General features: G+C 73.2%; 17 protein-coding genes. 2 read left to right on the top strand and 15 right to left on the bottom strand.

Translation table 11 applies throughout. From position 1 onward, the window contains the following. Nucleotides 1-461 precede the first annotated feature (461 nt). On the bottom strand, nucleotides 462-1262 hold the full coding sequence (locus CLV68_RS21720; RefSeq protein ID WP_121392733.1) for an MHYT domain-containing protein: 801 nt from the start codon (nucleotides 1260-1262) through the stop codon (nucleotides 462-464). A 1008-nt stretch (nucleotides 1263-2270) separates the two neighbouring features. Further along, nucleotides 2271-2888, bottom strand: coding sequence for a hypothetical protein (locus CLV68_RS21715; protein ID WP_121392732.1), 618 nt, complete (start codon nucleotides 2886-2888; stop codon nucleotides 2271-2273). Between the two features lie 191 nt (nucleotides 2889-3079). On the opposite strand from CLV68_RS21715, the gene CLV68_RS21710 reads away from it, so the two are divergent. Next, nucleotides 3080-3427, top strand: a complete 348-nt coding sequence (locus CLV68_RS21710) for a DUF1801 domain-containing protein (protein WP_121392731.1) — start codon at nucleotides 3080-3082, stop codon at nucleotides 3425-3427. A gap of 41 nt (nucleotides 3428-3468) precedes the next feature. Here CLV68_RS21710 and CLV68_RS21705 read toward each other — a convergent pair whose 3' ends face one another. The 5 genes from CLV68_RS21705 to CLV68_RS21695 form a co-directional block, all read right to left on the bottom strand. Beyond that, on the bottom strand, nucleotides 3469-3873 hold the full coding sequence (locus CLV68_RS21705) for a DUF7144 family membrane protein (RefSeq protein ID WP_121392730.1): 405 nt from the start codon (nucleotides 3871-3873) through the stop codon (nucleotides 3469-3471). Nucleotides 3874-3953: 80 nt separating this feature from the next. Continuing rightward, the gene (locus CLV68_RS34140; RefSeq protein WP_170224510.1) at nucleotides 3954-4118 is read right to left on the bottom strand and encodes a hypothetical protein; all 165 of its coding nucleotides are present in this window, start codon (nucleotides 4116-4118) and stop codon (nucleotides 3954-3956) included. A gap of 37 nt (nucleotides 4119-4155) precedes the next feature. Further along, nucleotides 4156-6738 (bottom strand): winged helix-turn-helix domain-containing protein, encoded by a 2583-nt coding sequence (locus CLV68_RS21700; protein WP_121392729.1) that lies wholly within the window; start codon nucleotides 6736-6738, stop codon nucleotides 4156-4158. A 391-nt stretch (nucleotides 6739-7129) separates the two neighbouring features. Further along, nucleotides 7130-7306 carry a hypothetical protein gene (locus tag CLV68_RS34135; protein WP_170224509.1) on the bottom strand — a complete coding sequence of 59 codons (177 nt, stop codon included), beginning with the start codon at nucleotides 7304-7306 and terminating at the stop codon, nucleotides 7130-7132. A 572-nt stretch (nucleotides 7307-7878) separates the two neighbouring features. Then, nucleotides 7879-8601 (bottom strand): inositol monophosphatase family protein, encoded by a 723-nt coding sequence (locus CLV68_RS21695; protein WP_121392728.1) that lies wholly within the window; start codon nucleotides 8599-8601, stop codon nucleotides 7879-7881. A 76-nt stretch (nucleotides 8602-8677) separates the two neighbouring features. On the opposite strand from CLV68_RS21695, the gene CLV68_RS21690 reads away from it, so the two are divergent. Then, entirely contained in the window at nucleotides 8678-9592 is a 915-nt protein-coding gene (locus CLV68_RS21690; protein ID WP_246010032.1) for an Lrp/AsnC family transcriptional regulator, read from the top strand. Between the two features lie 381 nt (nucleotides 9593-9973). Here the strand turns inward: CLV68_RS21690 and CLV68_RS21685 are convergent, their stop codons facing one another. The 8 genes from CLV68_RS21685 to CLV68_RS21650 form a co-directional block, all read right to left on the bottom strand. Continuing rightward, nucleotides 9974-11149: a cytochrome P450 family protein gene (locus CLV68_RS21685; RefSeq protein WP_121392726.1), complete on the bottom strand. Its 1176-nt coding sequence runs from the start codon at nucleotides 11147-11149 to the stop codon at nucleotides 9974-9976. Between the two features lie 192 nt (nucleotides 11150-11341). Next, on the bottom strand, nucleotides 11342-12454 hold the full coding sequence (locus CLV68_RS21680; RefSeq protein WP_121392725.1) for an MAB_1171c family putative transporter: 1113 nt from the start codon (nucleotides 12452-12454) through the stop codon (nucleotides 11342-11344). Next, on the bottom strand, nucleotides 12451-12957 hold the full coding sequence (locus CLV68_RS21675) for a hypothetical protein (protein ID WP_121392724.1): 507 nt from the start codon (nucleotides 12955-12957) through the stop codon (nucleotides 12451-12453). The genes CLV68_RS21680 and CLV68_RS21675 overlap by 4 nt, the downstream gene beginning before the upstream one ends. Before the next feature lie 4 nt (nucleotides 12958-12961). Then, nucleotides 12962-13405: a helix-turn-helix domain-containing protein gene (locus tag CLV68_RS21670; RefSeq protein ID WP_092774507.1), complete on the bottom strand. Its 444-nt coding sequence runs from the start codon at nucleotides 13403-13405 to the stop codon at nucleotides 12962-12964. A 746-nt stretch (nucleotides 13406-14151) separates the two neighbouring features. Beyond that, complete coding sequence (locus CLV68_RS21665) at nucleotides 14152-15681, bottom strand: GGDEF domain-containing protein (protein WP_121392723.1); 1530 nt, start codon at nucleotides 15679-15681, stop codon at nucleotides 14152-14154. Nucleotides 15682-16272: 591 nt separating this feature from the next. Then, nucleotides 16273-16800 (bottom strand): ABC transporter substrate-binding protein, encoded by a 528-nt coding sequence (locus tag CLV68_RS21660; RefSeq protein WP_211346710.1) that lies wholly within the window; start codon nucleotides 16798-16800, stop codon nucleotides 16273-16275. A gap of 319 nt (nucleotides 16801-17119) precedes the next feature. Then, nucleotides 17120-18004: a DsbA family oxidoreductase gene (locus CLV68_RS21655; protein WP_121392722.1), complete on the bottom strand. Its 885-nt coding sequence runs from the start codon at nucleotides 18002-18004 to the stop codon at nucleotides 17120-17122. Then, on the bottom strand, nucleotides 18001-18456 hold the full coding sequence (locus CLV68_RS21650; RefSeq protein WP_121392721.1) for a cupin domain-containing protein: 456 nt from the start codon (nucleotides 18454-18456) through the stop codon (nucleotides 18001-18003). Before CLV68_RS21650 ends, CLV68_RS21655 begins: the two co-directional genes overlap by 4 nt. Between the last annotated feature and the right edge of the window lie 7 nt (nucleotides 18457-18463).

The following is an 18463-nucleotide window of genomic DNA, read 5'->3' as shown; positions in this document are numbered from 1 at the left end:
CTGATCGCCTTGAGCCGCAGAGACTACTCCGCGCCTCGACCGGGGTTCCGCGGTCCGCGTCGGCGTGTCGGGTGCGTGCCCCAGTCGGGGTTCGCCTGCGTCCGCTCGGGTGTCGGCCTCGGGTCGGTGGTCTTCTCGGGCCGGCTGTCTTCTCGGGAGGGTGGTCGTCTCGGGAAGGTTGTCGTCTCGGGAAGGTTGTCGTCCCGGAGGGTTGTCGGCCTCGGGCTGGTCGTCCGCCTCGGGTCGGTTGCCCGCGCGGTGGCCACGGCGTCTTGCTTGCCCGCGTGGTTGGGAAGCCCAGAGTCCGGACTGACTCGGGCCGGGTTCGGTGCTCGCTGCTGTGGTCGTGGCCCCGGTCTGTTCGGCGGTGGCGCTCGTGACCGTCGGCGGCTCGGTCAGGATTCTCGCGGTCGGCGTCGGACGCGGGCTTGCCTGCCTGGGTCGGCAGTCTGCCCCTCGGGTCAGTTGTCGGCGCGGTCGCCGAGGAGGGTGCGGAGTTGCTGCTCGGCCCAGAGGTCTTCCTCGATCTCCTTCTCGGTGGAGCCGATGCCGACCGCGAGCAGGGACAGCGCCGTGAGGACGCCGAGGACCATGGCCAGCGGACCGAAGAAGGCGTACGCGTCGAGGCCGGTGACGGTGCCGGTGCGGCCGGTCGGGGTGGTGACCTCCATGGCGGCCATGCCGGTGTAGTGCATGCCGTTGACGGCCACACCCATGATCAGCGCCGCGGCGACGGTCGCCGCCATGCCCCGCACGTTCAGCGTCGCCCACAGCGCCGCCGTGGCCGCGACGACCGCGATCACGATGGACAGCACGAGCAACGTGACGACGTAGGTGACCGACGCGCTCATCCGCATGGCCGAGATGCCCACGTAGTGCATGGACGCGACACCGATGCCGGTGATGGTGCCCGCCCCGACAAGCCGTGCCCACCCGGCGTGCCCGTTGACCACCGCGCTGAGCCCGATCGCCACGATGCCGACGGCCAGCACCAGGCTGATCACGGTGCGGAACAGGTCGTAGCGGATCTCGGTGCCGTCCACCGCGAACCCCATCATCGCGACGAAGTGCATGACCCAGATCCCGGTCCCGCCGATCGACACCGCCCCCAGCGCCAACCACGCCCGCCGCGACCACCCGCTGTGCGCCCTGGCCCGCTGCATGCTCATCAGCCCGAGCGCGCACCCCAGGCACGAGATGAGGTACGACAACGCCGGGGTCACCGCGCCCGCCGAGAAGTGGTGCACGTGGTCCATGGTCATCCGTTCGACGGTCGAGGAGTCCCCGCGAGCAGACCACGCGCACCCCCGCCACTCCAATTCCCCGGCGTGAGAGATGACTCATGCTCACTGTCTCTTGTGGACCCCTTGGACCTGGGGGTATACCCGCGCGGACCTCGACCCCGGCGCCCGGCCGACCACGGACCGTCACCCGATTTCGCCCCCCTCGGGACCTGCCCCGATCCCCTTGTCGCCGGGAGGTGGCGAACTGTCCACTATGGACGCGAATCGGACAGGCCCGCGACTTGTCGATCTACGTCCGTGCGACTTGCACCCGCACCGCCCCCTCGCCCGCGCCACCGGGCCCCTGACCAGGCGTTTCCTGCCGCCACCTGCCTGGATGTTCACCCGTTCCAGCGACAGAAGTTATCCACATGTGGATCTTCAGCGCCCCGTTTCAAGATCGACTGTCGGCGCCTCCCAATAGACTGGCACCGGGACGCCCCCCGGAGTGGGTGGGGGCTGGGGCAGGACTGGCGTGCGCGCGCGAGGCGGGGCTCGGCGCGGTGGGGCGGGGCGGGCGGAGCGCGGGTAGGGCTGGGCGGAGTGAGGTGGAGCCCGGTGGGGCGGGGCGCGGTGGGGCAGAGCGAGGCGCGGCGCGGTGGGGCGGAGTTAGCGCGGTGGGGCGGAGCCCGGTGAGGCGCGGAGCAGGGGCGAGACGCGGTGGGGTGGGGTGCGGCGGAGCGCGGTAGGGCGCGGTGCGGTGGGGCAGGGACGAGGCGCGGTGCGGTGGGGCGCGGTGGGGCGGAGCTAGGCGGAGCGCGGTGAGGCGCGGCGCAGGGGTGAGGCGCGGTGAGATGCGGCGCGGCGGAGCGAGGTAGGCCGGGGCGCGGCGCGGTAGGGCGCGGTGGGGCAGGGATGAGGCGCGGTGCGGTGGGGCAGGGCAGGGCAAGGCGGGGCTAGGCGGTGCGGGGCGCGGCGTGGTGGAGCGCGGTGGGGAAGGGCGCGGCGGGTGGGGCGGGGTGGTTTACGAGGGGGCGGGTGGGGCGGTCAGCGGCAGGGGGGGCGGTAGCCGTCGACGGTGAGGCCGTGGAAGGTGAGGGTGTTGGCGGTTTTGCCGACGAAGACCAGGCCGCGGGCTTCTTTTGTGGCGGTGCTGAACGGGTGGGTGGGTTTGCCCAGTTCGGGGAGCCATGTCCAATTGTCGGGCGACAGGCTGAAGAACTTCCGCACCACCTTGCCGCCGGTCGACGGAATGCGGGTGAGCCATTTGTCGCCGCCGCTCCAGGCCGATGCGGGGCGGAGTTGGACGTGCAGGTCGGCGGTGGCGCTGTAGGTCAGCCAGAAGCCCTTGGAGCGCGACAGGTCGGCCTGGGCCTCGAACTGGTTGGCCAGCCACAGGACCACGACGTGCCACTCGGCGTTGAGGAAGGTGACCTTCGCGGTGTACTGGCGGCCGTCGCGGACGAGCAGGCTGCCGGTGGCGGGCACCGTCGTGCCCTCACCGGAGGCGAGCCACTGCTGGTAGCGGTCGATCGACGGGGTCGCGCACTCGCACCCGGGCCGCGACGACAATCCGCCCTCGGCCACCGCGACCGTTCCCGAACCGAGCAGTGATCCCGCCAGCACAAAGGCGGCGAATACCTTGCCGAAACCCGATGAGCGCATTCCCGGAAATTAGCACACAGCCCGACCAGGAGAATACGTCGACTCATCCACAATCTCGCTCGCCACCATTCCCCACCACCGCGCGTTCCCTGTCACATCGGCAGGTCGACGTCTGGTCGAGCACCCGGCACCGAGCGGCAACCACCTTGACCACCGCCGAGCTCCGCCGACCAGGGAGAGGACACCCCGCCATGACCACCGTCCCCGAGTACAACGCCACCCTGCCCGCGCACCAGAAGGAGATCGCCGACGCGCTCATGTCCCTGATCGAGACCGTCCTGCCCGGCAGGGGCGCCGTGTGGCACGGGCACCCCGTGTGGAGCCTGGGCCCCGCGCCGGGCAAGCAGCCGGTCTGCCTGGTCAAGGCGTACCCCCGCCACGTCACCTTCGGCCTCTGGCGCGGTCAGGAGATCGCCGACCCGGCCGGGTTGGAACCCGGTTCCCGGACCATGGCGTCGGTCAGGCTCACCGCCCTCGCCGACGTCGACGCCGCGCGGTTCGCCGGCTGGCTGCGGCAGGCCCGCGACCTCGAGGGCTGAGATGAGGAAACGCCCGGGAGCTCCGGGCGTTCACCTCAGGCTCAGGCCAGTTCCCTGCCGTGCACGACCACCGCCCAGATCACCAGGACGTCCAGCGCGATCGCGATCATCGACCAGGCCGGGGACGCGGGCAGGAACGCGATCTGCGACAGCGCGTTGACCCCCGCGAGCAGCACCGCGACGACCCTGGCCCACACCGCGCCGGTCAGCAGCGCGATGCCCGCCGCGGCGGCGACGGTGCCGATCACCAGGTGCGTCCACCCCCAGCCGGTCAGGTCGAACACGAGCAGACCGCCGGGGGTGGCGGTGTAGTAGTCGCCGTGCAGCAGGGCGACCAGGCCGTAGACGACGGTGAACAGCCCGACCAGGACCATCACGATCGCGGCGAAGAGGATCCAGCCGGTCCAGCCGGTCGGCCGGGTGCTCTGGTGTACCGGTGTGTTCATCGACTACCTCCGATTCGTCGTGTCACCGTGGACTCTTCGCCGCCCGCGCCGCCCGCGCATCGCCCGATCCCGGTGAGCGGCTACCGGGTCAGCAGCCGCCCGCCCCACTGCCACACCTCGAACGCGCCGAGCACGACGCTCGCCACCGGGTCAGGGGGGTCCTCTGGTCGAGCCGAGCGCTTCTGCGCCGCCAGCACCACCAGCACGAACAACACCGACATCAACGCCTTTCCGCGAACCCGCATGCTGCCTCCCTCACTCCCGTGTGGACAAAGAGGTTCCTCACAACAGGCCCTGCCGCCTGGCCACCACGACCGCGTCGCGCCGCTGGCGGACGCCGAGCTTGCGGTAGATGCCGCGCAGGTGCGTCTTCACCGTGTTCGCCGAGACGAACATCGACTCGGCGATCTCGTCCACCGTGCGCATCGACGGCAGTTCCAGCAGCAGTTCCAGTTCCCTGGTGGTCAACGGGTCCGTGGTCGCCGCGGCCGCGGGCAGTGCCGAGAGCGTGCGCACCGCGAAGCCGTCCAGTCGGCCGAACCGGCCCGCCCCCTCGGCGAGCAGGTCCCGCACCGACCGGCGCGCGGTGAGGAACGGCCGCACCGCGCTGAGGGGTTCGGCCACCCGCAACGCCTTCGCCAGCGCCTCGTGCGCCCGGTGCGGGTTCTCCGCCCGGTCGACCAGGGTCGCCTCCAGCAGCCAGGCGTCGATGGTCGTGGTGGCGACCAGTGGGGGCATCGTCCCGGCCAGCACCGGCACCAGCAGCCTGCGCGCCTGGCTGACCCGACCGTGGTGGGCGTGCAGGATCGCGTGCAACACCGACAGTTCCGCCCGACCCTCCAACGCGGAGTGTCCACTGTCGACAAGTTCGACCGCGCGGCCGGGTTCGCCGACGCGCAGCGCCATCCGCACCAGCGTGGGCAGCAGCAGGGCCGATACCCGGGGGCAGACCCGGTTCCCGCCCAACCGGTGCCAGTGCCGCGCGGCCGTGCGCACCACCGCGTGCGGGTCGTCCGAGCCCTCGAACTCGACGAACGCGGTCAGGCTGTGCGAGGCCAACGCGATCGTCGGCTCCTGGTGCGCGGGCGCCGTCTGGACCGCCAACGCCGCCAACCGCTTGGCCTCCGCGGTGTCGCCCTGCTGGTAGGCGTACGCGCCGAGCACGACGTAGACCACCGAGCACGGCCAGCTCAGCTGCCACCCGCGTGAGTTCGCCAGGTGCAACGCCCGCCGCGCCCGCCGCTCCATCTCCGGCAGGTCCGACCGCATCGCCGCGGCCACCGCGAAGTGCGCCTTCGCCCGCAGCGCCAGCCACGGCAGGTCGTCGCGCAAGCAGGTCTGCACGACCCGGCTCAGCTCGGACTCCGCGGCCTCCAGGTCCCCGGCCCACAACGCCGACACACCGCGGGCGTGCCGCGACAGCACGTCGACGTGCGTGTCGCCGGTCGGCTTGGCCCTGCTCTGCCGCGGTACGCGCGTCGCGTCGAGGTGCGAGCGTCGCGATTGGACGGTGTCGTGCAGCGCGCGGTCCCGGTCCGGCCACGGTGTCGCGTCGGTGCCCGCTATCCGCGACAGGAATCCGTCCGCGGCAAGGGGGTCCGGGACCTCCAGCGCCGCGAGCGCCGCGATCACGGCCACCCGGGGCTTGGCCAATCGCTCGTCGGGCAGCGTCGCCACCACGGCGGCGACGCTCGCGCCCTGACCCCGGGTCACCGCCCTGACCCCGTCGGACTCGACCAGTTCCGCGGCCAGGTCCGAGTCCTGGGCCAGTTCGGCGTGCCGCAGGGCGGCGGCGAGGTCGCCGTCGTCGCGGAACCACCTGGCCGCCGTGCGGTGCAACCGCTGCGGCGCACCCGGCCTGGTCCTGGCCAACTCGGCCCGCAGGTGGTCGCGCAGCAGCGGGTGGTAGCGGTACCACTCACCGGGGACGTCGTCGCACCGCACCACCATCGAGTTCGTCCGCACCAGCCCGGGCAGCACCGTCCCCGCGTGCCGCAACCCGGACAGCGCCGTGGCCAACTCCGCGCTCACCCGGTCGCACACGCTCGTCGACAGCAGGAACTGCCGCGTGTGCGGGGGATGGGCGCCCAGCACCTCCTCGGCGATGTAGGCGGTCGCGAACGGGTCCTCCGCGGGGAACCCCGCCAGGTCCCGGTCCTCGCGGGCCAACCACCGCGCGGCCAGCCGGGTACCGGCCACCCAACCCTGGGTCCGCGCCAGCAGCGGCTCGACGTGCTCCGGGCCCAGCCCGGCCGCGTGCTCGGCCAGCAGTGCCGCCGCCTCCGGCCCGGTCATCGCCAACTGGTGGCCGTCGACCTCCCGCAACCGGCCCTCCAGGCTCAACCGGGACAGGTGCACCGGCGGGACGCGGCCCGCGAGCACCAACCGCAGGTTGTCCGGTGTGTGCCGGATGAGCGTGGCCATCGCCTGCACGACAGCGGGTTCGCGCAACTCGTGCACGTCGTCGAGGACGAGGCACACCGGGTCGGACAGCGCGGCCACCGCGCGCACCAGGTCGCCGATGGGGTCGCCCGCGCACGTCGCCGCGCTGGGCAGGCCGAGCGCGGCGTGGACGGTCGCCCACAGCAGCGCGGGTTCGTTGTCGCGCTGGTCGAGCGTCGCCCACCGCACCGGGCCGGTCGCCGTGCTCGCCCACGCCGCGAGCGCGGTGGTCTTGCCGGACCCGGCGGGCCCGTGCACCACGGTCACCGGCGGCGGGGTGCAGGCCGCGCGGACGTTGCGCTCCACCACCGCGGCCAGCCGGTCCCGCCACGGGCCCGCGGCTGAGGTGGACGGGACGCGCACTTTCCCGGCTGGGACGGCGCGGTGGTCGTCGATGACGAGGATCTGGTCGTGCTCGGACATCGGTTGTCGCACTCCTGTTCGCTGTTTCGCCCGACCCCGGGTTATCCGTCGCGAATAGCGGGGCCGATATCTTCTTTTCGGCGAGTAGAGCGGTACGACTGAATGACCGGCGTCACCTCCGACGGGCGAAAGACCAAGATCGTGTCCGCTCGGATCGGTTTGTCCGTCCCGATTCGGTGCCGCGGGCGGCCACTCTGTGATTCACGCCTCGTGCCTCGACCGCGAATCCGGCCCGAATGCCCGACGCCCGCCCCTCCGGGCATTCCCAGTATTCGGTGGCAAATGGGAACGAGCCGCCGGAATCACCCGGCGCGGGTGACGATCCCAGCGGCCGACCACGCGCGAACGCCCCGCGTCCTGGCCGGACACGGGGCGTTTCGCGGGTGCGGGTTCAGCCCGCGAACACCCGGGCCGCGGTGGCGACCGAGGGCAGCGCGGCCACGGCCAGCGCGAGGCCGATCGAGCACGACAGCAGCAGCAGCCTGGCCGTGGCCCGCACCCGCCGCCTGCCCCGTCTGCGCGGCTGCGACAACGCGTAGGCCGCGTCCAACGACGTCCTCGTGCTCATCGGTCCTCCTCCGTTTCGCCGCGACCCCTGTCGGTCGCGCTATTCGCTGTAAGGCCGGGATGACGCGCCGCGGCGCCCGGGTGCCCGCGGACTGGTGTTCGGCGCGGATGGCAATGACCTGATAAGTCCGTGGTTCGCCGCTTGCCCCGGGATCGGCGTCGTGCCGCTCTGACCGCCGAGTTCGGGTGCGCGGGTGCGTCGTCGATGTGTGGATCGTTCGACTGTGTGTGCGAGTGGCTTGGCGGATCCGCGACGTACGCCTCGGTTTGTCGGATAGGTCTGCCGCTCGATTCAGGCGCGTGGGCCACGGCCATATCGCCCGCGGCAGGCTGGTTCCGGGGAGTGGACTGCGTTGATGCCTCGGCGTTCCGCGTGGCTCGGTGGCGGTCGTGGGTGGTTTACCCCGGTGTCGGGTCGGCCGCTGGGCTGCGTGGTCGCGACCCCGACTTCGCTGCACGCGCCTCGGGCGGCGGACCCGACACCGGGTGACGGGGACTCGGGGACCTCGGTTCCGTGGTGGTCCCGGTCGCGCCGTCTGGGACAAGTCTGCCGCGGCGCGCCTGCGAAGATCATCACCTGGAGCGGGGGAGATCCCGTCCGGCCAGCGCGGCGACCGCGGCCGCGTGCAGACCCGGTGCGGCCACGAGGAACCCGGGCGCCTCGGGCGTCCACGGCGACCCGTCGACCGAGGACACGACCGCCCCGGCCTCGGTCGCGACGAGACCGGCGCCGAGCAGGTTCTCCGCGTCCCGGCCGAACACCCAGAACAGGTCGACACGACCCGCGCCGACCTCGGCGACCTGCCACGACGTCGGACCGAGGTTGCGCAGCGCGGCGACCCGGTCGAGCATCCCCGGCAACGCCAGGCCCGCCGCCGCGTTGGCCCCGGGCTGGGGCGTGGCGGGGTGGCTGGAGCCCGCGAGGGCGGCGGCGAGGGACACCTTGGCGGACGGGCGGATCGGCTTGCCGTCGCGCCAGGCGCCCTTGCCGCGTTCAGCCGCGTAGGTCTCGCCGAGGGTGGGGGAGTGCAGCACGGTGAGGACCGCCTCGCCGTTGTCGACAAGGGTGGCGGTCACGCACCACTGGGGCAGTCCCTGGAGGTACTGCACGGCCCCGTCGATGGAGTCGATCACCCAGTCGCCCGCGGGGAGGCGGTCGCGGAGTTCGGCGGTGAGGGGTCGGTCGAGGTCGGTGAACCGGGCCAGCAGCCCTGGCAGGGTCGTGGCGGTCGTCGTCGTGGCGGCGGGGATCCGGGAGGCGATGTCCTCGACGGTCTCGATCACGGTGGTCAGCATGGGGCGAGGGTCGCAGCGGGTGGCTGTTCGGCGGCTGCGCTTGGCACCGGGTGAGCGGAAGTGGACACTGGCGGGGGTGGAACTGAGCGAACTGGACCAGCGCGTGGTGTCGGCCCTGCAGGTCGACGGGCGGGCCGGGCCCGGTCGGATCGCCGAGGTCCTCGGGGTGTCGGCGCGGACGGTGGCGCGGAGCCTCACCCGGGTCGCGGGGGCGGTGCGGGTGGTGCGCGTGCCGGACCGGGCGACGCTGCCGGAGGTGACGCTGCTGCGGGTCCGGGTGCTGCGCGGGCGGGTCGAGGTGCTCGCCGACGCGCTGGCCCGCCGCCCCGAGGTCCTGTTCGTCGACGTCCTCACCGGCGGCGAGGAGATCAGCGCCGTCACCCTCGGCGGCACCCCCCGCCTGCCCACCGGCCAGGCCATCACCAGCGTCCGCGCCCACCGCGTCCTGCACGTCTTCTCCGACGCCGCCGACTGGCGCACCGGCCTGCTCACCCCGGCGGAACTCGCGGCGCTGACGCCCGCGCCGCCGGTGGGCTCGCACGTTCCCGACGACCTCGACTCACGCGTGCTCGACGTCCTGTCGACCGACGCCCGCACACCACCCGGCGCCGTGGCCGCCGCCGTGTCCGCGCCGGAGTCGACGGTCCGCCGCCGCCTCGACCGGCTGGCGGGCGCGGGCCTGGTGCGCACCTGCGTGGTGGCGGACCCGAGGCTGTTCGGGTTCGGCGTGGACGCGAACATCTGGATGACGGTGCCGCCCGGTCGCCTGGCGGAACTCGGCAGGCGCTTGGCGGCGTCGCCCGTGGTGCACGGTGTGCTGGCCACGACCGGCACCACGAACCTGATGGCCGCGGTGTTCTGCCGGGACCTGTCGGAGCTGTACCGGTTCGTGACCGCGCTGGATGACGTGCCGTCGGCCGAGGTGACCGTGGTGGAGGGGGCGGTCAAGCGGGCGGGGCACCGGCATCCTGGTCCGCGCGGGCCGTTCTGAGCAGCCCCCGTTTCCATCCTTCCAGCTGTTGGCCGCGGGAAGCCAGACCCACTGTGGCTGCTGTGGACAGGCAGGGTGGACGTGTCCCGGTGTGAAGCCTGTTCGGCACCACAGGTTCGGTGCCCGCGTGAGAGTCGCGGCCCCGGAGGTTGTCCCCATCCGGTCATCTCATCCACAGCCCGCACACTGCCTCTGGCTTCCCCCGGCCCGTACAGGGAAGGATGGAAACGGGGGCTGCTCAGAACGGCAGGCACGCCGCGAACGGTCCTCATCGGACAGTCACGGAGGTGCCACACCTTGCCGCCTGCCCCGATCGCGTCGCGAAGGTTGGCATCGAGGCTGACCTGCGGCTGCACAGGTCGGGGCGCTCCCTCCGGTAGGTCAGCCCAGCAGCAGCGGGAGCTCGGTGAGGCCGCGGTTGCGGAAAGACGGCTGCCACCGGAGATCGGCCAGGTCGACCGCGGCGCGGAAACCCCGGGCCAGCAGGGCCGAGAACGCGGCGGCGGCCTCGGCCTGGCTGAGCCGGGACCCGAAGCTGCGGTGGATGCCGTGGCCGTAGCTCAGGTGCGGGTTGGGGTCGCGGCGCAGGTCGAGGGTGTCGGGGCGGTCGAACACGGTCTCGTCGTGGTTGGCGGAGGCGATGCCGAGCAGGACCGTGTCACCGGCGGGGACCTCGACGCCCGCGATGTCGAGCTCGCGGGTCGGGAAGCGGCGGATGGCCCACTGCAGCGGCTGGTCGAAGCGGGTCAGCTCCTCGACCGCGCGGGGCAGCAGCGCCTCGTCGGAACGCAGGTCGGCGAGCTGGTCGGGGGCGGCGAGCAGGGCGCGGACACCGTTGCCGATCAGGTGCACCAGGTTCTCGTACCCGGCCCACAGCGCCAGGAACGCCATCGACACCAACTCGGACTCGCTGAGCCGGTCCTCGTTGTCGCGCACCGCGATCAGACCGGACAACAGGTCGGGCCCCGGCTCGGCGCGCTTGGCGGCGACCAGGTCCACCAGGAACCCGTGCATCGCCACCACCGCGTCGCGCGCGGCGGTCGGCGGCTGGTCCGGGCCGGGGGTCAGCAGGGTGGTGGTCCAGCCGCGGAACCGGGCGCGGTCGGCGGGCGGCACCCCGAGCAGGTCGCCGATCACCCGCAACGGCAACGGCGCCGCGAACCCGGCGATCAGGTCCACCGGCTCACCCGAGGGCAACCCGGCCACCAACTCCCGCGCCGCCGCCTCGATCGCGGGCACCAACTCCTGCACCCGGCGCGGGGTGAACTCGCCCGCGATCAACGTCCGCAACCGGGTGTGGTCCGGCGGGTCCAGGTTCAGCAGGTTCGCGTCCAGCGCGGGCGGCAGCGAGAACCCCCGGTACCCGGCCCCCGCGTTCGACCGGTCCACCGACAACCGCGGATCGGCCAACCCGCCGCGCACATCGTCGTACCTGGTCACCACCCACGCCGCCGCACCGTCCGGTGTGGACACCTGGCGGATCCCACCCCCGGCGCGCAACCGCGCGTAGATGGGGTACGGGTCGACGTGGAACGCCCGCCCGAACAACTCGCTCATCCCTGCTCCGTCACCGTGCGGTCTGGATCGCCGTGCCACCACTGGTCGAACCGCCGCCCACCACGCGGATACCCCCGCGCGCCGCGACCCACCACGGCGACGTTCGCCACCCTGTGGATCGCCACCCGGCAGACCACCGTTTCGCCGACCGCCACATTGTGGATCATCGTGCCCTGTGCGGGGCCGGGGTGGTCAGCCGGACCGGGGGTCGAGGTTCGTGTAAGCGCGGGCCACTCGGACCAGCCAGGCGGTGTCGGTGTCGGGTGGGGGTGGCTCGGCGACCGTGCCGGTGCGGGGGGCCGGGGTGCGGGCGGTCAGGGCGTCGGTGATGGCGATCGCGGTGAACTGGGCACGGAGGTCCGGGTCGGGGGGAACCGGGGTGGCGTGGGTGGGGTTGAGCCAGCGGAGGCCGTCCTGGATCTCGATCACCCGGCGGTGGAGGCGGAAGTTGAGGTCGCGGCCGGCGCGGCGGCCCGCCTCGCGGTCGAGGGCCAGGGCGGGGTTCGCGGTCATCAGGGCCGACCACAGCGGGTACAGCGCGCGGTAGGACCGGCGGTCGCGCCACCCCGCGCGGACCCGGCCGACCTGCGGCCCCCACCCGGGCAGGCTCCACCCGATCAGCGTGCAGATCCCGCCGAGCCCGGCCCCGAGCCGCGCGACGATCTCCCACCGCTGCGGGTCCAGGCCCAGCGGCGCCGCGACCACGTCCGCGTAGCGCGCCAGCACGTAAGCCAACCCGCCCACCGCGCCGATCGCCGCCAGCCGGAGCCCGCGCGAGAGCCAGGCCCCGTCGACCGCGCGGGCGTAGCGCAGACAACGCACCACGATCAGGTACTCCGTCACGGCGAACGCGGTCACGTAGAGCATCAAGTACACCGAGTACAGCCCGTGCCCCGCGAACCGGACCGCGGCCGTGGTGGTGTCCTCCTCGGTCAGGTCGGCGAGGGTGAACAGCACCGCCATCGACGCCAGCACCGCGGCGAAACCCCAGATCTGGCGCCGGACCACCGGTCGCGCGCGCTCCGGCTCGCGGTCCCAGAACGTCAACGCGGCCAGCTGGCTGGCGGCCACACCGATCACGCTGCCCTGCGACAGCAGCAGCGCCAGGTTCGGCACCCCCGTCGCCCGGTCGAGGGCCGCCCACACCCGGGGGTCACTGATGGTGAACGTCAACCCCATGAACAGGTAGAAGAACCCCACCGCCACCGCCGCCGGGCCGCGGTCGCCGCGCGCCAGCGCCGGGAGCTTGAACAGCAGGCTGACCCACGCGATCCCCGCGCACAGCGGGTAGAGGACCCCGTTCATCCCGTCGAGTGGTCGAGCGAGTCGGCGATCCGCGCGGCCAGGCCCTGGTGCCGGGGCGCCGCCGAGCCCAGCCGCCTGGCCAGCAGGTACGCCATGACCTCGGCCTGCTGCTCCTGCTCGTCGCTGTAGTCCTTGCGCGCCAGCATGTCGCGCACCAGCCCCGGGTCGATGTCGGGGAAGAACACCGCGGCGGTGTCCTCGTCGAGGTGGCCGCCGCCGCGGTGGCAGCAGATCATGTGCCCGATCTCGTGCAGGATGATGTGCTCCCGGTGCGCTCGCGTGGTGGTCTCGTCGTAGAAGATGAAGTCGGCCTCCCGGGTCGCCACCCAGAGCCCGCACGGCTCCGACGCGCGCATCGGCACCGGCACCACGTGCAGCGGTCGTCCCCGCGCCGCGGCCAGGTGTTCGCACAGCGCGGCGAGGTCGAGCCGCTCGGGCAGGTCGAGCCCGGCGAGCAGGTCCGCGCACGCGCGCCGGATCGCCCGCAGGTCCCGCCGCGACACCGGGTCACTCCCCGGGGTCGGCGTCGGTGACCGGCGGCAGCCCGCGTTGGCGGCGCGCCTGGTCGAGCAGCGCGGTGATCAGGTCCAGGTTCGACCGGGGCAGCCCCATCGCCCGCTGCGCGATGCCGACCACGCCCCGGTCGCGCAGCATCGCCAGCTGCTCGAGCTGGTCGCGGACCCGTTCGCCCTGGCCGTCCTCGTCGTCGAAGAAGTAGCTCGGGTTCACCCCGAAGAACCGCGCCAGCGCCACCAGCAGGTCGGTCGACGGGCTGGTGCGCCGCCCGGTGCGCAACATCGACAGGTACGCGCCGCTGACCCGCAGGTCCGGGTCGAGCCGCTTGATCTCGGCGGCGACCTCGGCGTTGGACCACTGCCGCCCGCGGGGCCTGCTCAACCGGAACAGCCGGTCCAGGCGCGCGGTCAACGGCGTGCTGGCGCCGTCGGACATCCCATTCCCCCTGCGGTGGGTCGTCGCTGCGAACCCGACCAGTGTCGCAGGGTAACTGTCAGTTGACAATCCGCCCACACCGCTGGCTACGATGACCCACAAGGGTTAACTCCCAGTTAGAGCGCCAACCGTCGGTGTCCCCAAGGCGGTGGGTGTGGTGCGCGGGCCTGGTGCGCGGGCCCGTCGCCGGTGAAGCCCTTGTGTGTGGGGGTGTGCCGTGTGGCGGGGTCCAGGGGGTACCTCGCCACACGGTGCCCCGCACCCAATGACGCAGTGCCCCGCTCGTGATGTGCCCGCTCGTGACGTGCCCGCTGGTGACGTGCCCGCCCGCTGGTGCGCCCCGCTGCGGATGCGCCCGCACAACGCCCACCCGCTCGTTGTCTTGTGCGGCAACGATTCGGCGCTGGGCCAGCGGGGCCGGGAGAAAGAAGGAGTTCCGCGCTCAACCGGCCTGGGGGTTACCGGGAGCGCGGAACTTCAACTAGCGTAGTACGCCGATGGCCTCCCTGCACAGCGGCGCGGCGAAATTCGTTCTCGGGCGTGTCGCCGGGGTCGGGTCGGTCCCGTTCCGGTCACGCCGCGCGCACGACTGCGCCACGGCCGTCACACCCGTCCCCACCACGGCTTCTTGACCTTGGACGGCCGTCAGCACTGCTAACGTCCGAGGGCCCTCGGTTTGTGACATCAGCCGCCAAGATGCGACGAAGGTCACTTCCGCGAGTCCGGTCGGGTCCACAGTGGACAGATCAGCGCGGCTCGGTGTCGGGTGCGCCCGGCGCGGGGACCTCGTCGCCGATGACGACCACCCGGTCCCGGCCGCCGCGCTTGGCGGCGCCGAGGGCCCGGTCGGCGAGTTGCTGCAGGTCGACCAGGTCCCCGCCGTGCTCGGGCGCGCACGCGACGCCGATGGACACGGTGCACGGCGGGACGTCGTGGCCGAGCCGCACCCGGGGCCCGCTCGCCGGAAGGTCGATCGAGGTGTCCAGGCGGCGCACGGCGGTGCGGATCCGCTCGGCCGCCTCCCGCGCCTGCTCGACGGTGGTGTCGGGCAGGACCACCGCGAGTTCCTCCCCGCCCCACCTCGCCAGCAGGTCGCCGCCCCGGGTGCTCGCGCGCAGCGCGTCGGCCACGGCGCGCAGCACCTGGTCGCCGCCGAAGTGGGTGAGCCGGTCGTTCCACCGCTTGAAGCGGTCCAGGTCGAGCATCAGCACCGCCGTCGACCGCCCCGCCTCCCGGTCGGCGGCCAGCACCGCGGCGGCGGCCGGGTCGAACCCGCGCCGGTTGCGCAAACCGGTGAGCGGGTCGGTGGTCGCGTCGACGCGCAACTGGTCGCGGTCCGCTGTGCGCGCGGCCAACCTGCCGAGCATCCTCGTCTCCATCACCGCGACCGCCAGCACGGCGAGCAGCGCGACCGGCGTGACCAGGGCCGCGACCACGGCCCCGAGCGCTATCAGCAACGTGTGCGCCATCAGCAGGTTGTCCTCGCGGGTGCCGAAGGTCGCCGCCGCGTCCCACCGGTGGAACCGGACGCCCCGGTACAGGGCGACCACCGCCGCGTCGACGACGAAGTACGCGACCGCCGCCAGCAGCAGCACCGCGCCGAACCACAGGCCGTTGCCGGTCGTCAGCACGGTGACGTCCGCGGGCAACGCCGGGCCGGTCAGCGCCCCGCGCACCAGTCCGGCAGCCGTGACCGCCAGCAGCAGCGATCCCGTGCTGCCCACCCAGACCGCGGCCGGTCTCAGCGAGATCCGGTACCGGCGCAGCCGCACCGCGACCACCAGTGCCGCGGCCAGCAACGGCGGCAGCAGCACCGCCGCGCTGAAGTACCAGATCGACGCCTGGTCGATGAACTCGACGGCACCGCGCCGCGCGCGCTCGACCCGGCGGCGCTGCTCGCTCGCCGCGGTCAGTTCCGTGTAGGTCAGCGCGCACGCGACCAGGACCAGGAACACGCCCCAGTCGCCCGTGGTCACCAGCGGCGCCAGCACCACGGCCGCCACCACGGCGAGCACCGCGGCGGTGTCCGTGCCCAGCAGCATCGCCACCGTCGGCCGGTCGAACTCGTCGGTCCACCGCCGCCTGCGCCGCGGTGGCACGACCCAGCCCCGCCGCGCGCCCGCCGGACCGGTCAGGCCGCCGTCGACCGGGCGCGACAGCGCGAACGGGATCCCGGCGAACCGGGACGCCGCGAGCTCGTCGTACCGCGGTCGCGTGCGCACCCGCCGGTCGATGCCGGACCTGCGGCAGTCCGACCCGGTGTGGATTCCCCCCATACCGCCCCTCCCCGTGAGCAGCTCAGAGCGGACCCGTCGTCGCACAGGGGATGGGAGATGTCGGCCGGACCCCCGTCCCGCCTCGCGGAGGCCGCCCCCGGGGCATGGCTCCGCGTGATCACCTCGCGGTCCCCCGTGGGCGCGAGTCCCTCACCCAGAACCCTAGGGCAAGCCGCCGACAGCGGTGGGCGGAGCGCGTCAACCACTCATTCGGCGCACCGCCGATGGGGCGGACGGCGGCGCGATCTCGGCGCGACCGGCGGCCGCGATACCCGCGAACAGCGCTACCTCTTGATCATCAAGGCACTGCGCGGACGTACGGGGACTCGGGAGCCCAAGTCTGCGCCACCGGGCCGTCGCTGTCGAGGTCTCGCTGCCCGGGGCGGAAAGGTGAGGCCGCGGCGGTGGGTTGGTGGGCCACCGCCGCGGCCTCGGCTCGCGGCGTCGGGCGAGTTCCGCCCGACAGGTCCAGGGTGTCAGAAGAACCCGGGACCGGCGTGGTGACACTCGTCGGGCGTTCGGGCGGTCCAACCCGGCGCCGGTACCCGCGACGGTAGGTGGCCTAGACCAATTCGTCAATGCAGCAGCAGGTCAGTGCGCGTCGAGGTCCCCGGCGACGAACCCGCGATGAACCCGGCGAGGTCCTTGCCGCCGGGGAACAGGCCCTGCGCGACCCAGGTGTCGTAGGTTGAGGCCGGTGTTCACCCCCGCGCCGTCGCTGAGCACCCTGGCGCCCTGCTCGGTCCTGGCCCGCACCGCGTACACCGCCCAGGTGGCCCAGGCGTCGATCCGGCCGGTGGAGAACGCGGCGTTCGCCTCGGTGGGCGCCAGGAAGTCCAGTGTCACGTCCTTGTCGGAGAGGCCCGCCCTGGTCAGCTCGCCGATCACCAGGTAGTGCGCGACGCTGCCCTTGGTGGTGGGCGAGATCCGCTTGCCGCGCAGGTCCGCGACGGTCTTGACCGGGCTGTCCCCGGGCACCAGCAGGTAGGTGCCGCGGCCGCCGTTGGTCCACGCCGCGGCGACCTTGATCTTCGAGCCGTTCGCGATGGCGGTGACCGGGGGGGGGGGGGGGGGGGGGGGGGGGGGGGGGGGGGGGGGGGGGGGAGTCGCTGGCGCCACCGATGTCGATCGCGTCGGCGCGCAGGGCCTCGTGCAGGTTGACCGCGGCGGCGAACTGCGACCACTCGATGTCGTAGGGCAGGTTGTCGAGCAGGCCCGCGGCGCGCAGCCGCGACTGGGTGGCGCCGGTCTGGTCGCCGACCCGCAGCACCACCCGGCCGCTGTTGTCCGAAGTGGATGATCCGCAGGCGGTCAGCGCTGCCGCGCCGAGCAGGGCGACGAGCAGCAGCAGGACGCGTTTCGAGCGCATGGCGGGCTCTCCCCGGTGCGGTAAACGATCACCAACGGGTGTCCGTTGTCGCGGCCGGGCCGGGGAGAGTCAACGGCTCCAGGCGCGTTCCCAGCGGGCGAGACGGTCTTCCGCGATCCACAGTGGACCGTTCGCGGTCGGCACCTCGACGCCGGGCGCGCGGTCGGTGCCCGCCAGTAGCGACAGCTCGGGACCGGTGAGCGTTTCGTAGTGCGCCAGGGCATCTTCGGCCGTCAGTGGCGGTTCTGGCGGCAGGGCGATGCCGGACGCGGCGTGGACGGCGTCGACGTACTCGCGCAGCGGGCGCCAGCCCGGGACCACGAAACTGCCGCCCGCACCGGTGAGAACCAGGGTCGGCAGGGCGTAGCGGATGCCCTCGTCGAGTTCTTTCGCCTGTCCGCTGTGCGGTCCGGGGCCGTTGACCGCCAACACCTTGTCGCACGGGCGCCGGGTCTCGGCGTGGTCGGCGCGCACGGCGTCGGTGGCCCCGGCCAGATCGGTGACCAGCCGGTCGACGTCCAACCCCGGCACGCCCGTGACCGCGTGGCGGATCCCCGGCTCGTCGTCGGCAGGCGTGCCCGCGATGAACGTGCTTTCCCGCAGCCGCCGCACCACCCGCTCGGCGACGTCCGCGCCCTGGGTCTCGGCCGCCTTGCCCGCCAGCGACGCGGGCAGGCTCGACCTGGTCAGCCAGGCCAGCCGGTCCGCGTGCGGCGCGCCGGTGTGCGCGGCGACCTCGGCGATGAAGCCGTTGTACCAGCGGGCCTCGGCAGCCGGGTCCGGGGCCGGGTCGTCCCCATCGTCGAACAGGATGCCGAACACCCGCCGCCACCGCACCGGAGCACCCGCCCGGCCGAGCCGTTGCCGCAGCCAGCGCAGCTTCGGCTCGGTGCCCCACGCCCACGGGCAGGCCGGGTCGGTGTACTCGGTGACCGCGAGCGCGGCACCCGTCACGGCAGCGGCAGCTCGACCGGCGCCCACAGGCTGGGCAGGTTCACCACGACCCCCTCCTGGCTGCTGCGCGCGATGATCACCACCGCCGGTTCGTCGCCCGGGTTCTCCTCGCGGTGCGGCACGTAGGGCGGCACGAAGATGTAGTCGCCGGGGCCGGTCTCCAGCCGCACCTCCTGGTCGCCGTCGGCGAAGACGAACACCGGGTTGCCGGACTTGACGTAGATCGCCGTCTCCGCCTCGCCGTGGTGGTGGTCGCCGGAGTTGGTGCCGGGTCCCACGTGGGTCTCGCCCATCCACACCTTGGTCGACCCGACGGTCTTGCCCGACACCGCCTCCAGCCTGCGCATGCCGCTGGTCTGCGTGGTGTCGCCGCTGAGGTCGGCGCCCCTGATGTGGCGCAGCGGGCGGTGCCAGTGCTCGGTGCCCGCCACCCGGTCGTCGTGCTGGGTCATGGTTCTC

Origin of the sequence: Actinokineospora cianjurensis, from assembly GCF_003663795.1 — a bacterium.
Lineage (GTDB): Bacteria > Actinomycetota > Actinomycetes > Mycobacteriales > Pseudonocardiaceae > Actinokineospora > Actinokineospora terrae.
Note: the sequence above shows the minus strand (reverse complement) of the source record. Positions and strands in the feature narration are given on the sequence as shown.

Bases quoted from the DNA above. Each gene is read 5' to 3' on its own strand.
- CLV68_RS21720 (WP_121392733.1), bottom strand. From the start codon at position 1,262: ATGACCATGGACCACGTGCACCACTTCTCGGCGGGCGCGGTGACCCCG.
- CLV68_RS21715 (WP_121392732.1), bottom strand. From the start codon at position 2,888: ATGCGCTCATCGGGTTTCGGCAAGGTATTCGCCGCCTTTGTGCTGGCG.
- CLV68_RS21710 (WP_121392731.1), top strand. From the start codon at position 3,080: ATGACCACCGTCCCCGAGTACAACGCCACCCTGCCCGCGCACCAGAAG.
- CLV68_RS21705 (WP_121392730.1), bottom strand. From the start codon at position 3,873: ATGAACACACCGGTACACCAGAGCACCCGGCCGACCGGCTGGACCGGC.
- CLV68_RS34140 (WP_170224510.1), bottom strand. From the start codon at position 4,118: ATGCGGGTTCGCGGAAAGGCGTTGATGTCGGTGTTGTTCGTGCTGGTG.
- CLV68_RS21700 (WP_121392729.1), bottom strand. From the start codon at position 6,738: ATGTCCGAGCACGACCAGATCCTCGTCATCGACGACCACCGCGCCGTC.
- CLV68_RS34135 (WP_170224509.1), bottom strand. From the start codon at position 7,306: ATGAGCACGAGGACGTCGTTGGACGCGGCCTACGCGTTGTCGCAGCCG.
- CLV68_RS21695 (WP_121392728.1), bottom strand. From the start codon at position 8,601: ATGCTGACCACCGTGATCGAGACCGTCGAGGACATCGCCTCCCGGATC.
- CLV68_RS21685 (WP_121392726.1), bottom strand. From the start codon at position 11,149: ATGAGCGAGTTGTTCGGGCGGGCGTTCCACGTCGACCCGTACCCCATC.
- CLV68_RS21680 (WP_121392725.1), bottom strand. From the start codon at position 12,454: ATGAACGGGGTCCTCTACCCGCTGTGCGCGGGGATCGCGTGGGTCAGC.
- CLV68_RS21670 (WP_092774507.1), bottom strand. From the start codon at position 13,405: ATGTCCGACGGCGCCAGCACGCCGTTGACCGCGCGCCTGGACCGGCTG.
- CLV68_RS21665 (WP_121392723.1), bottom strand. From the start codon at position 15,681: ATGGGGGGAATCCACACCGGGTCGGACTGCCGCAGGTCCGGCATCGAC.
- CLV68_RS21650 (WP_121392721.1), bottom strand. From the start codon at position 18,456: ATGACCCAGCACGACGACCGGGTGGCGGGCACCGAGCACTGGCACCGC.